The organism is Acinetobacter sp. GFQ9D191M (assembly GCF_011174875.1).
Lineage (GTDB): Bacteria > Pseudomonadota > Gammaproteobacteria > Pseudomonadales > Moraxellaceae > Acinetobacter.
Genome location: NZ_JAALGV010000138.1, coordinates 1 through 13,283 on the forward strand (window position 1 = coordinate 1; position 13,283 = coordinate 13,283).

At 46.5% G+C, this 13,283-nt stretch carries 12 protein-coding genes; all 12 read right to left on the minus strand.

Features of this window, described 5'->3' with window-relative positions; genetic code table 11:
• Nucleotides 1-164 precede the first annotated feature (164 nt).
• The gene (locus tag G5T77_RS16225) at nt 165-458 is read right to left on the minus strand and encodes a cold shock domain-containing protein (protein ID WP_159124301.1); all 294 of its coding nucleotides are present in this window, start codon (nt 456-458) and stop codon (nt 165-167) included.
• An 81-nt stretch (nt 459-539) separates the two neighbouring features.
• Nucleotides 540-1,175 (minus strand): uracil phosphoribosyltransferase, encoded by a 636-nt coding sequence (upp, locus tag G5T77_RS16230; RefSeq protein ID WP_159124300.1) that lies wholly within the window; start codon nt 1,173-1,175, stop codon nt 540-542.
• A 123-nt stretch (nt 1,176-1,298) separates the two neighbouring features.
• Nucleotides 1,299-2,843: an NADH-quinone oxidoreductase subunit NuoN gene (gene nuoN / locus G5T77_RS16235; RefSeq protein WP_004785070.1), complete on the minus strand. Its 1,545-nt coding sequence runs from the start codon at nt 2,841-2,843 to the stop codon at nt 1,299-1,301.
• Between the two features lie 3 nt (nt 2,844-2,846).
• Complete coding sequence (nuoM, locus tag G5T77_RS16240) at nt 2,847-4,460, minus strand: NADH-quinone oxidoreductase subunit M (protein ID WP_004785072.1); 1,614 nt, start codon at nt 4,458-4,460, stop codon at nt 2,847-2,849.
• A gap of 1 nt (nt 4,461) precedes the next feature.
• A complete protein-coding gene (gene nuoL / locus G5T77_RS16245) occupies nt 4,462-6,351 on the minus strand; it encodes an NADH-quinone oxidoreductase subunit L (RefSeq protein WP_159124299.1) in 1,890 nt (629 codons plus the stop codon).
• Nucleotides 6,348-6,656, minus strand: coding sequence for an NADH-quinone oxidoreductase subunit NuoK (gene nuoK, locus G5T77_RS16250; RefSeq protein ID WP_004280769.1), 309 nt, complete (start codon nt 6,654-6,656; stop codon nt 6,348-6,350). Before nuoK ends, nuoL begins: the two co-directional genes overlap by 4 nt.
• Nucleotides 6,656-7,174, minus strand: a complete 519-nt coding sequence (gene nuoJ, locus G5T77_RS16255) for an NADH-quinone oxidoreductase subunit J (protein ID WP_171056685.1) — start codon at nt 7,172-7,174, stop codon at nt 6,656-6,658. The genes nuoK and nuoJ overlap by 1 nt, the downstream gene beginning before the upstream one ends.
• Nucleotides 7,174-7,716 carry an NADH-quinone oxidoreductase subunit NuoI gene (gene nuoI, locus G5T77_RS16260; RefSeq protein WP_004785079.1) on the minus strand — a complete coding sequence of 181 codons (543 nt, stop codon included), beginning with the start codon at nt 7,714-7,716 and terminating at the stop codon, nt 7,174-7,176. Before nuoI ends, nuoJ begins: the two co-directional genes overlap by 1 nt.
• Nucleotides 7,717-7,734: 18 nt before the next feature.
• Nucleotides 7,735-8,745: an NADH-quinone oxidoreductase subunit NuoH gene (gene nuoH, locus G5T77_RS16265; protein ID WP_004785081.1), complete on the minus strand. Its 1,011-nt coding sequence runs from the start codon at nt 8,743-8,745 to the stop codon at nt 7,735-7,737.
• 3 nt (nt 8,746-8,748) lie between these two features.
• Entirely contained in the window at nt 8,749-11,427 is a 2,679-nt protein-coding gene (gene nuoG, locus G5T77_RS16270; RefSeq protein ID WP_159124298.1) for an NADH-quinone oxidoreductase subunit NuoG, read from the minus strand.
• A gap of 11 nt (nt 11,428-11,438) precedes the next feature.
• Complete coding sequence (gene nuoF / locus G5T77_RS16275) at nt 11,439-12,770, minus strand: NADH-quinone oxidoreductase subunit NuoF (RefSeq protein ID WP_004785084.1); 1,332 nt, start codon at nt 12,768-12,770, stop codon at nt 11,439-11,441.
• Entirely contained in the window at nt 12,767-13,276 is a 510-nt protein-coding gene (gene nuoE, locus G5T77_RS16280; RefSeq protein WP_004785086.1) for an NADH-quinone oxidoreductase subunit NuoE, read from the minus strand. Before nuoE ends, nuoF begins: the two co-directional genes overlap by 4 nt.
• Nucleotides 13,277-13,283: the final 7 nt, after the last annotated feature.

Sequence of the window (13,283 nt, forward strand, 5' to 3'; positions counted from 1 at the left end):
ATGAAATACGGTATTCTGATGTGACAAAACCTGAATCCTGGTCGTTAAAGTGTTTGTTTGCACTCATATTTTAACTGTTAGGACTCAGGTTTTTTTATTTAAAGCAAACTATGGGACAGCAGTGGCCCTAAGGCCCTCTTTTAAATGAATTTTCCAAGTAAATATTAACGCTTTAAATTCGACAATAGTGCTGATGTAATCGAAGTATTGACTGCTACCGCTTTGGCTTTTTTGGCTTTCTTCGATTTATCTTCTACACGTTCAATTTTAATGGCTTTATAGCGATCCCCATTCTGGACCACATTGAATTTTACCCGGTCATTGCGCTTCGGTTCACCTGAATCGGCTGGGAAATCCGAGATATGAAAAAATACCTCACCTTCAGGTGCGGCAATAAATCCATAGCCTTTTTCGGCATTATATTGTTTGATTTTCCCTTGATATTGTTCAGATTTCATGGCTTAACCTTTTACGAGCTGCACTTTATATGAGTATATAAAAAAGAGGCAGTTAATGCCTCTTTTTCACCGACATTCGGCTTAATCTTTTTGCACTGAACCAAAAATTTTATCGCCTGCATCACCCAAGCCAGGCACAATATAACCATCTTGGTTTAAACCTTCATCTACCGATGCAGTAAAGATCACCACATCTGGATGCGCGGCTTCTACACGTTGAATGCCTTCTGGCGCTGCAACCAAAACCATCACACGAATATCTTTACAGCCGCTGGCTTTCAATACGTCAATCGCAGCAACCAGAGAAGAACCAGTCGCCAGCATTGGATCAATGATCATCGCAAGACGGTTTTGTACGTCTGGAACCAGTTTTTTATAGTAAGTACGTGCCTGTAGGGTTTCTTCATCACGTTCCAGACCCAGTACAGAGACTTTGGCACTTGGAATCAGATTCAGGAAACCATCCAGCATACCAATGCCCGCACGTAGAATTGGCACAACAGTAATTTTCTTACCTGCAATACGGTCTACAGTTACCGGTCCGTTCCAGCCGTCAATCTCATGCTCAACGACAGGAAGATCCTTGGTCGCTTCATAAGTCAAAAGCATAGTCACTTCCTGAGCTAGCTCACGGAAGTTCTTGGTACTAATGTCAGCACGACGCAGTAAACCGAGTTTATGTCGAATTAAAGGATGACGGATTTCATGGATTGCCACGGGAGAACACCTAGAAGGTTAAAGATAAATTTCCGCTATTATAAAGACTTTTCCGGATTTGTTTAACTAAAAAAGCCCCCAATCGTGGAGGCTTTTTTGTAATAACTTCAAACTTGCGCTGAATTAGTTAAAACCACTTTGAACCAAAGTGAAAATAAACTGTTGTAATTCAGGCGACATTGCGAAGAATGCATAGCGAGACAGCGCAATGATCGGATCTGGATAAACACCGATCACCAGTACCAGTAATGCGACAAGCAATACCATGATACCGCCGACTTTTTGTCCCCAGTGATTTACAGCATCAAGACGTGGTGTTTCTGGTGGAGTCATATACATGACAACCATCACACGCAGGTAGTAGTACAGACCAATACCTGAACCCAGGATGACCATCGCAGCAAGGAACCAAGACTCACCTGCTACCGCAGTTTTCACTACCAGGAACTTACCGATGAAGCCCGCTGTTAATGGAATACCTGCTAGAGACAGCATCATCACAGTTAATACAGCAGTCAATACTGGACGGCGCCAGAACAGACCGCGGTACTCCGCCAGGCTACCTGCTTCATCTGTATTGTTATACGGACTAGACATCAGCGTTACCACACCGAAAGCACCAATCGTAGTCAATACATACGTGATGATATAGACGTTTACACTTTCAAAAGTCGCGAAACCTTGAACCTGTAAAAAGTCAGTATTACGTGCAGATACGATCGCAACCAGTACATAACCGAAGTGAGCAATTGAAGAGTATGCCAAGATACGTTTCAAGTTCACCTGTTTCACTGCAAGCAAGTTACCTACAATGATGGAAAGTACTGCAATCACGCTGATGATAGTTACGAAGCTATCTGACAGGATTAAGCCAGAAGACAATACATAACGTACGAACAGACCCAGCATTGCCACTTTAGACACAGTTGCAAGGAAAGTTGCAACTGGTGCTGGAGCACCTGCGTATACGTCTGGTGTCCATTTGTGGAATGGAGCCAGTGACAGTTTAAAGCCCACAGCGAATACGATCAGTGCCAGACCAATTACTACAGCAGGTTGACTGAATGCAGTTAACAGTTTGCCTGGTTCAGCGACAAAGCTTAGAGAACCTGTATATGCATAAACATATGCCATACCCATCAACAACATTGCAGATGCAGTTGCTGAAAGCACCAGATATTTCACACCTGCTTCAAGCGATTGAGAACGCTGATGTGTATACGCCAATAAGCCGTATACAGGGATCGACATGAGCTCAAGGCTAATGAAGAAAGATGCATAGTGAGAACTTGCCACCATCAGCATCGCACCGGCAACGGAGGTCAGCATCAGGATGTATAGTTCTTCACGGTTATCTTTATAGGTTTCAATATAAGCATGTGACAAGGTACTGCACGCCAGTGCAGCCACAATAATCACAAACTGATACAGCATCGTAAACGGATCTACGAGGAACAGATTCATTACATTGGCAGGTGCAAATTGACCCGCTAACAGAACGAACAGAATGTACAACGCCGCCAGGTTTAGACCAATGACTGTCGTAGTCGCAACTAAGTTATGGTTACGCTTAATTGCAGTAAGCAACATCACGACGATCGCAGTCAATGACACGATCATCACAGGTGCTAGAGGCATAAGCTCAGAAAAAGACATTGTGAAGTTCATGGCTTATTGGATCTCCACATTTTCAGCTGAAACGGCAGCTTGCTGCACAGCATCAGCTGCTTCAGACACAGGAATGTAGCTATTCGCTAACCACGCCATGCTTGAGTTAGAAACGTCAAGGAAGCTTTGTGGGTATAGACCAAGCCATGCTAGACCAAATGCACAGATCAGCAAAATTACCACTTCACGTGCATTTAAATCTTTTAACGGATTTGTGTAGTGCTGTTTTTGCTCTTCGTTTGGAACACCAAACAACGCTTTATGGATCAGAATCAAACCGTACAGACCCGCAAATACCAGGCTGATTGCAGCGAGGATTGTGAATGCAGGGAATTTACCGAATGAACCCATCAGGATCAGGAACTCACCAATGAAGTTACCTAGACCTGGAATACCGACAAGCGCCGCGATGAAGAACATCAGGAAGAATGCAAGGTATGGGAACTGACCACGAATACCACCCATCAAACGCATATCACGTGTATGAACACGTTCGTACACCTGACCACACATAATGAACAGCGCTGCAGATGACAGACCGTGAGCCAGCATCATGATCATCAGACCTTGGAAGGTCAGGATGTTACCTGCATAAATTGCAAGTAAAACGAAGCCCATGTGTGAAATAGACGTATACGCCAATAAACGTTTCATATCGGTTTGCTGGAAAGCACACCAAGCACCGTAGAAGATACCGATTAAACCGAAAATGATCGCGATGTCTGCAAACTGTGCAGAAGCCGCCGGGAAGAATGGAATCACGAAACGGATCAGACCATAAGCAGCTGTCTTAATCAAGATACCTGCAAGGTCAACAGAACCCGCTGTTGGTGCTTGTGCATGCGCATCTGGTAACCAGCCGTGTAATGGGAAAACTGGAAGTTTTACCGCAAAACCGATAAATAGACAGATCATGAATGCATAAGCAACTGCTGGTGCTTGTGTATCCAGCATGTTCGCTACACCCATCAGGTAGTTGTAGTCGAAACGGATTTGACCAGTCATGGTGTAGCCTACAGTCACCAGACCAAGGATACCAATCAGCATGACTAAACCAGCTACCTGTGTGTAAATGAAGAACTTGGTTGCAGCATATACACGTGACTTGCCTTCTGCCCCTTTATGACCCCAAAGTGCGATCAGGAAGTAGATCGGCACCAGCATCATCTCCCAGAAGAAGAAGAACAGGAACAGGTCAATCGCCAGGAATACACCGATTACACCACCCAGAGACCATAAAAGGTTCAAGTGGAAGAAACCCACGTTTTTCTGAATCTCACCCCACGAACAGCCTACTGCCAGCACACCAAGGAGTGCAGTCAAGCCAACCATCAGTAAAGATAAACCATCCACCGCAAGGTGAATGTTAATGCCCAGGGTTTGAATCCAAGGCAATTTAAACTCGGCTGCCCACGTAGGAGCCGCACCGCCAAGTTCATAGTTATAAGTACCCGACTGCCAAAGGACGATGGTCAAGACCAGCGTCACTAACATACCAATCAGCGCGATATAACGCGGAAGGTGTTGGTCGAGTTTATCGACCAACCAGCAAATAAAACCTGCAATGAACGGAATGAGGATCAGAGCCGGCAAAATAATATTGTTTGGAGCTTCCATTTTATTTCCCCACTACCTGAATCACGAGCAAGATCATCAGTAGGACAACGACACCGAGCCCCATACTAGATGCATATTCACGCAGTGAACCTGTTTGACGTGAACTGGTAAAGCTATGACCACCTTTAACCAGTGCAGGCAGCACCAGCCAGAAGCCATCAATCGGATCACGGCCGAACAGTTTCGCGAAGAACAAATAAGGCTTCACAAAAACGATGTCATACAGCTTGTCGAAACCAAGTGCATTACGGCAGATGTTGGCAAGGCCCGCACCCAGAGAAGTTTTCGCAAAAGATTTCACAGCGTTGTAAGCAAAAGCAAACAGCACCACGCCAATTGCAAGACCTACCAGTGCAATACCTACTGCTGTGTATTCTGCAGTATGCATGCCATGTTCAAGCGCTTCCGGAATTTCAAATGCAGGAAGTTTAGCTGCATTTAAAATGCTTTCCACAGGTGCTTTTAATGCTGCACCAACGAAAGTTGAAAGTACTGCAAGAATTGCCAATGGACCCCAGTAAGTTACACCCTTGATTGCATGGTAAGGTGTGTTTTCTTTACCGAAGAATACCACCCAGATCAGACGGAATGTATAGATCGAAGTCAGGAACGCACCGATTACACCCACCCAGTAAAGTGTGCTGTAAACTGCGATTGATTGGCCTTGTACCCAAACCGCACCCAGGATTGCATCTTTTGAGAAGAAGCCCACAGTGATGAATGGAATTGCAGCCAATGCACCGCCACCAATGGCGAAACATGCAAACAGGAATTTGTTCTTGTAGAACAGACCGCCCATCTTGAAGATATTTTGTTCGTGGTGGTAAGCCAGAATCACTGCACCAGAAGACAAGAATAATAATGCCTTGAAGAATGCGTGAGTCAGCATATGGAACAGACCCGCCTGGTATGCTTCAGCACCTACAGCCATAAACATATAGCCCAACTGACTCATCGTTGAGTAAGCCAGAATACGTTTGATGTCTGTTTGTACCAATGCAGCAAAACCAGCCACCAGCAATGTCACCGCACCAGTAATCGAGATGAACATCATTACTTCAGGTGCAAGTTCAAATACTGTGAACAGACGGCAGCACAGGTAAACACCCGCAGTTACCATTGTTGCAGCGTGGATCAATGCAGAAACAGGAGTCGGACCTGCCATCGCATCTGCCAACCATGTTTGTAACGGGATCTGCGCAGATTTACCAGCAGCACCCAAGAACAGCATTAACGCAGTCCAGATGGTCAATGATGAGCTTTGAGTCATCACAACCGCAGCATTTTCTACGATGTACTGAGTATTTAGCGTACCGAATTGCTGGAACAGCAAGAACATGGCAATCAGCAGGAATACGTCACCAATACGGGTAACGGTAAATGCCTTGATCGCTGCCACACCGTTTGCAGGATTTTGGTAGTAATAACCAATCAGCAGATAAGAACACAGACCTACACCTTCCCAACCCAGGAATAACAACGCCAGGTTGTCACCCAGTACCAGCAATAACATGCTTGCAACGAACAGGTTGAAGTAAGAGAAGAAACGTGCGAAGTCTTGTTCACCGCGCATGTACCATGATGCAAAGATATGGATCAGGAAACCAACGCCTGTCACCATGCCCAGCATCAACAGAGACAAACCGTCCAGGTGCAGGCTGATGCCCGGTGCAAAACCACCGACATTGAACCAGGTCCAAAGAGGTTGCACCACCGCGGTAGAACCATTGTTGACAAAGTCCATACCCGCAATGAGTGCGAACAATGCCGATAACCCCACAGCCCCTACACCAATAATGGCTGCAACTGTTTCAGGAAGCTTATGACGCCCTGCCGCTAAAAGGACGAAGCCAATGAGCGGGAATAAAATTGTTAGATATAAATAACTCATCCGCGCATCTCACTAGCAGCATCCACATCCAGATGATGGAAGCGATGATAGAACTGAAGGACGATCGCAAGACCGATACACGCCTCTGCCGCAGCAAGGGTCAGAATCAGGATAAACATGATTTGACCATCAGGCTGTGCCCATGCACTGCCCGCCAGGACGAATGCCAAAGCAGCAGCATTCATCATGATTTCAAGGCTCATTAAAATGAATAGCAGGTTGCGTCGCACCATTACACCGTAAAAACCCAGTGCAAAAAGAATGGATGCAACGATCAAACCATGCTCTAAAGGGATGTTGCCCATTATTGTTGTTCCTCTTCTGCACCTGGTTCACGTTTACCCAAATGGAATGCTGCAACAAGTGATGCAAGCAATAACATCGCGGCAACTTCTACCAACAATAAGTATTGCGTAAAGAGTGATTGACCTACCGCTTTAGGACCGACCATTTCTGTGCCCATCACCATTGAAGGCTGCACGTAATCTGATTTAAGTACCCAAACCAAGATCAGACCAATTAGGAAGCTCATCAATGCCGGATAAGCCCACGCTGATGAAGTCAACCATTTGCGTTCCTGAGCAACAGTCTGTTCGCCCAAGTTCAGCATCATTACCACGAACACGAATAACACCATGATCGCGCCAGCATAAACGATGACTTCAAGCGCACCCGCAAATGGTGCACCCACGATCAGGAACAGCCCTGCTACAGCAAGGAGTGAAACGATCAGGCTTAATAAAGCATGTACCGGGTTCGTGTTAGTTACCACACGAACTGTAGAGACGATGGCCACAAGGGCCATTAAATAAAATGGCCACATCATGGTAATAGACTCCGTACATCAACAGGTGCACTTTCACGTTGTGCCTGACCTTTGTCCTTACCAGCAACTGCCATACCGGTGACACGGTAGAAGTTATAGTCAGGATATTTACCAGGACCAGAAATCAGCAAGTGTTCTTTTTCGTAGACTAAGTCTTGACGAACATATTCGCCCAATTCGAAATCTGGTGTCATTTGAATCGCAGTCGTAGGACATGCTTCTTCACACATACCGCAGAAAATACAGCGAGAGAAGTTGATACGGAAAAATTCCGGATACCAACGACCATCTTCACGTTCTGCTTTTTGTAGTGAAATACAGCCTACCGGACATGCAACCGCACACAGGTTACATGCCACACAACGCTCTTCGCCATCTGGGTCACGCGTTAACACGATACGACCACGGAAACGTGGTGGCACGATTTCTTCGGCTGGCACTTCCGGATATAAAATGGTGTCACGTTTGCGCGTTGCATGGGTAAATACCATGAACAACGTACGAACGATTGACCCGAATCCAGCTAGAAATTTAAACATTTTGTTCTCCCTGCTGTCTTAGGCCTGATTCAACAGAATCACAGCACCAGTCACCAAAAGGTTAACCAACGCCAATGGCAAGCAAATTTTCCAACCAAAGTTCATCACCTGGTCATAACGTGGACGCATTAAAGAACCACGCGCCAATACAAACATCATTACGAAGAATGCTGTTTTAATAATGAACCAGAATGCGGGTGGAAGGAAATCAAGACCAAATGGTGCTAACCAGCCACCGAAGAACAGGGTTACGATCAATGCAGAGATCAGTACTACGTTTACGTATTCCGCAACGAAGAACATCCCCCATTTCATACCGCCATATTCTACGTGGTAACCTTCCGCCAGTTCCTGTTCCGCTTCTGGTTGGTCAAATGGGTGACGGTGAGTTACCGCAACACCTGCAACCACGAAGATCAGGAAGCCTAAGAACTGAGGAATAATAAACCATACATCTTTCTGTGCTTCTACGATCTCACGCATGTTGAATGAACCGGCAATTGCCACTACACCCATCAGTGAAATACCCAGGAACACTTCATAAGAAATAGTTTGCGCTGCTGAACGTAGACCACCAAGCAATGCGTATTTGTTGTTAGAAGACCAACCACCAAATAGTACTGCATATACCGCAATACCTGCCATTGCCATGAAGAACAACAGACCGATACTCATGTCTGCAACACCTAGATAAGGTGACACAGGAATAACCATGAACGACAGCACCGCAGTTGCCATCGCAACTGCTGGAGCCATACGGAAAGTCAATTTATCGGCAAATTTTGGTGTCCAGTCTTCCTTGAACATGATTTTCAGCATGTCGGCAACAATCTGGAACATACCGCCCGGACCTACACGGTTCGGACCGTAACGGTCTTGCCACAAGCCGAGTAAACGACGTTCAATAAAAGACATCAACGCAGCGATCAGTACTACAACCAGTAAGATCACGATCGCTTGAAGTACTGAATAGGCGATTGGCCAGTTTTCAGCCCACAGCGGCGTTTGACGGATTAATTCTTGTTCCATGAATTACGCTCCTACCGCGACTGAAACAGGCTCTGCAAGAGATACCGTTGGTGCAAGACCAATTGGGTAGCCAATATAACCTGTTGGTAAGTATTCAATCACTTGTACAGGAAGAACAATTGAAGTCTCGCCTGCTTTCACAGTGATCTTCTGACCGTCTTGCAGGTTCAAGCGTGTAGCATCCTGTTCGCCCACTGCAAATACTGCGTCAGGAATACGTGATTCCATTGCCGGAGTTTTGATCATGAACTCACCAGATGCAAAAATGTGATGCATTGGTACCAGACGGAAGCTTTCAGCATTTACGAGCACAGGTGCTGGTGCGACGAAGCTACGCGCTGGACGCTTTGGTAAACGGTCGAATAAACGAACGCCTGAATCACCGCCTTTTAAGTGACCGCCCACTTCATCCTGGTATTTGTTCCAGGCTTGTGGTGAGTTCCAGCCTGCAGACCAGGCAAATGGAATCAGTGGAGATGGTGTTTCATTACCCACATAACCTTCCATAGAGAATGTTAATGCAGAATCGATATCGGTTGGCTGTTTCGGCTCGTGGACAGACAATGGCGCACGCATCGAAGTACGGCCTGAGTAACGACGTGGTTCACGTGCCACTTTCAGACCATGTACACGGAAGCCCGCATCTGGTGCTACATCCAGAATACCTTCAAGTGCAGGAACATTGCTTGCTACTGACTCGATGACATCATCCAGTACTGTCCAAGAAATCGCTTTGCCTTGTACGCCTGTTTCCAGTGCGTGTAACCAGCGCCAAGATTCTTTGATTGCCAGTTCCGGGTTGTAGTAGTTAGGGTCATACACTTGATAGAAACGTTGTGCACGGCCTTCTTGAGAAACGACAGTACCATCACCTTCAGCAAATGAGGCAGCAGACAATACGATGTTCGCTTTCTTCACAGTCGCAGTTTCAGAGTGATCCAATACGATCACCTGTTTGCCTGCAAGCGCAGCATCAACCTGAGCCGCTGGTAAACGACGGTAAAGATCGTTTTCTACAATTAGGACAGTGTCATAGTCTTGTGCAAATGCTTGCTCAAGGCTTTGACCACCGAAGATTGCCAGCCCCATTGAGTTCACTTCAGGAACAGTCAAGGTCAAGCCCGCATTACCCAGGTTTTGTGCTACTTGTGCAGCAGCTTCCATGATGGTTGCGTCTTGTAGACTTGTACCAGAGATGATCAGTGGTTTCTTGGCAGCTTTCAGCGTATCTGCAATGGTTTGTGCAAATGCTTTCGCATCGTCATCAAGACCAGTGATGACTTCACCTTTCACACCCGCAGCAATCGCGAAGCCTAAACGTGCGATGTCATTTGGAGAAGCAACCACTTCACCTTCCGCAACGTCAGACAAACGTGTTTGTGTTGCAGCCAGAATGTAAATCGGAGATTTCGCATCTTGGGCAATACGTTGTACAGGTTCAGCCAGCCATTCTTGGGTACGGCGCTCTGCAGCCATTTCCTTGCCTTTATTTTTCGCAGCTTGGCGAACAGATAAAGCCATACGTGGCGCAGTTTGAGTCAGATCTTCACCCAGAATGAGTACCGCATCATAGCTTTCGATTTCACGCATGTTCGGGTTATAAACACCTTCGGTTTGCATGATCGATGCAGCCAGCTCAACCAAATTTTGCTCTTTTTGAGCCATACCGGTTGAGTAATTGTCTTGACCAACTAACTCACGTAGTGCGAAGTTAGCTTCAAGCGATGCACGTGGTGAACCGATCCCCAGTACTTTTTTGCCTTGGATTTTCGCAATTACGGTATCCAATGCTGTATCAACAGAAACAGTTTCTACATTCGTGCCAGTACGGAACTGTGGCTGACGCGGACGGTCTTTACGGTTTACATAACCGGTACCGAAACGGCCTTTATCGCACAGGAAGTATTGGTTAACTTCACCGTTGAAACGGTTTTCAACGCGACGAAGCTCACCATAACGCTCACCTGGAGAGATGTTACAACCTGAAGAACAGCCATGACATACGCTTGGCGCGTACTGCATGTCCCATTTACGGTTATAGCGTTCTGAGTGAGTCTTATCGGTGAATACACCAGTCGGACAAACTTCAGTCAGGTTACCTGAGAATTCAGATTCCAAAGTACCTGATTCCGGACGACCGAAATAAACGCGAGAAGCGTTTGCATATACGCCGAAATCCGTACCGCCCGCATAGTCTTTGTAATAACGAACACAACGGTAACATGCGATACAACGGTTCATCTCGTGCGCAATGAACGAACCAAGTTCTTGGTTGTAATGCGTACGCTTGGTGAACCGGTAACGACGACGGTCATGTTGTGTCATCACGGTCATATCTTGCAGGTGACAGTGGCCACCCTCTTCACAGACTGGACAGTCGTGCGGGTGATTGGTCATCAAGAATTCAACAACAGAAGCACGGAAATCTTTTGCTTCTTTGTCTTCAATCGAGATGTAGGTATTGTCAGCAGCCGGTGTCATACATGACATGACCAAACGACCACGCGTATCTTCTGGATTCGCGTATTGAGTCACAGCACATTGACGGCAAGAACCGACAGAACCTAAGGATGGATGCCAACAAAAGTATGGGATGTCGATGCCAAGACTCAAACATGCTTGCAGCAAGTTTTCCGAGCCGTTGACTTCATACGATTTTCCATCGACATGAATTGTAGCCATAGTCGAATTCCTTAAGCTTGTTCTACGTTGCGGGTTTGAGCGGCAGCATTTACGACTTTCGCTTCAAATTCGCCACGGAAATGTTTGAGTGCGCCCATTAACGGTTCCATAGCACCTGGTGCGTGAGCACAGAAAGTTTTACCAATCCAAAGCTTACGAGTCAGTTCTTGTAAGTGATCGATATCTTCTTTCTTGCCAGTACCATCTTCAAGTGCTTTAAGCGCTTTCACCGCCCAAGGTAAGCCATCACGGCAAGGTGTACACCAGCCACATGATTCACGCGCAAAGAATTCTTCGAGGTTACGAGTCGCTGAAACCATACATTGAGTTTCATCAACCACCATCAATAGACAGGTACCTAAACGTGAACCTGCTTTCATGATGCTTTCCGCATCCATCGGAAGATCGATATGCTCGGCAGCCAGGAAGTCAGTTGATGCACCACCGGGTAACCATGCTTTCAGCTTCAGGCCGTCACGCATACCACCGGCATGTTCTTCAATCACTTCACGTGCAGTGGTACCGAATGGCAGTTCCCATAGACCTGGGAATTTCACCTTACCTGAAGCACCATAAATTTTTGTGCCAGGATCCTTCGATTTACCTGCAGACAGACCGATGTACCATTCTGGACCACGCAACATGATGGCTGGCAAGTTGTTGTAGGTCTCTACGTTGTTCACGATCGTAGGACGACCCCAAGCACCTGCAACCTGCGGGAATGGCGGTTTGGTACGCGGGTTTGCACGGCGACCTTCAAGCGAGTTAATCAATGCAGTTTCTTCACCACAGATATAACGACCCGCACCGGTATGCACGTGTAACTCGAAGCTCCAGCCAGAATCCAGGATGTTGTCACCCAGGTAACCTTTGGCACGAACCTGCTCAAGTGCTTCGTTCAGGTACTTCGCCGCTTCGATGTATTCACCACGGATGAAGATATAACCTTGAGTTGCTTCAAGGGTATAAGCTGCAATCAGCATACCTTCGATCAGCTGATGCGGAAGATCTTCCATCAACAGACGGTCTTTGAAGGTACCTGGTTCCATCTCATCGGCATTACAAATCAGGTAACGTGGACCTGAATTGTCATTTGGCGCCATCAGCGACCATTTGATCCCTGCCGGGAAGCCTGCACCACCACGACCTTTTACGGTTGCAGCCTTTACAACTTCCAGCACTTCTTTCGGTGTCATAGACAGGGCTTTTTTAAAGCCTGCATAGCCTTCAAGCGCTTCGTAGTCATCAACGTGACGGACATTCGCCTGTTTGCTTAGACGCCAAGTCAGTGGATGCGTTTCCGGGTTACCGTCGCCATAAATTGGTTTTGGTTCGGTATTCATACATACTTCTCCAATAACTGTTTAATTGATGTTACTTCCACGAGACCGTGAGTGTCTTCATCAATCATGAGGGTTGGACCTTTGTCACAGTTACCTAGGCAGCAAATTGGAAGCAAGGTAAAACGGCCATCCGCTGTGGTTTGGCCGAACTGGATACCCAATTCACGCTGGAATGCTTCTGCTAAAGTCTCCGCACCCATCAAGAAACATGCAATTGAGTCACACAGTAAAATTACGTGACGACCCACTGGCTGACGGTAAATACGGTTATAGAACGTTGCAACCCCTTCCAAATCGGCAAGGCTCATGCTGAGCATTTGCGCGATGGCATTCATTTGAGCATCGTCTACCCAGCCATTACGGCGTTGTACACACTTCAGCGCATCAAGACACGCTGCACGTGGGTAAGGGTAATGCCCAATGTGATGTTCAATTTCGTGGATTTCTTCCGAAGTTAAAATCCCTTCAACATTCACACGTGGCTTTTTATCAGTCAAAATCATCATAATGCGT

Excerpts from the sequence above, each read along its gene's own strand:
- nuoK (WP_004280769.1), bottom strand. The coding sequence starts at position 6,656 with ATGGGCAACATCCCTTTAGAGCATGGTTTGATCGTTGCATCCATTCTT.
- nuoJ (WP_171056685.1), bottom strand. The coding sequence starts at position 7,174 with ATGTGGCCATTTTATTTAATGGCCCTTGTGGCCATCGTCTCTACAGTT.
- nuoL (WP_159124299.1), bottom strand. The coding sequence starts at position 6,351 with ATGAGTTATTTATATCTAACAATTTTATTCCCGCTCATTGGCTTCGTC.
- G5T77_RS16225 (WP_159124301.1), bottom strand. The coding sequence starts at position 458 with ATGAAATCTGAACAATATCAAGGGAAAATCAAACAATATAATGCCGAA.
- nuoG (WP_159124298.1), bottom strand. The coding sequence starts at position 11,427 with ATGGCTACAATTCATGTCGATGGAAAATCGTATGAAGTCAACGGCTCG.
- nuoI (WP_004785079.1), bottom strand. The coding sequence starts at position 7,716 with ATGTTTAAATTTCTAGCTGGATTCGGGTCAATCGTTCGTACGTTGTTC.
- nuoF (WP_004785084.1), bottom strand. The coding sequence starts at position 12,770 with ATGAATACCGAACCAAAACCAATTTATGGCGACGGTAACCCGGAAACG.
- nuoH (WP_004785081.1), bottom strand. The coding sequence starts at position 8,745 with ATGGAACAAGAATTAATCCGTCAAACGCCGCTGTGGGCTGAAAACTGG.
- nuoE (WP_004785086.1), bottom strand. The coding sequence starts at position 13,276 with ATGATGATTTTGACTGATAAAAAGCCACGTGTGAATGTTGAAGGGATT.
- nuoM (WP_004785072.1), bottom strand. The coding sequence starts at position 4,460 with ATGGAAGCTCCAAACAATATTATTTTGCCGGCTCTGATCCTCATTCCG.
- nuoN (WP_004785070.1), bottom strand. The coding sequence starts at position 2,843 with ATGAACTTCACAATGTCTTTTTCTGAGCTTATGCCTCTAGCACCTGTG.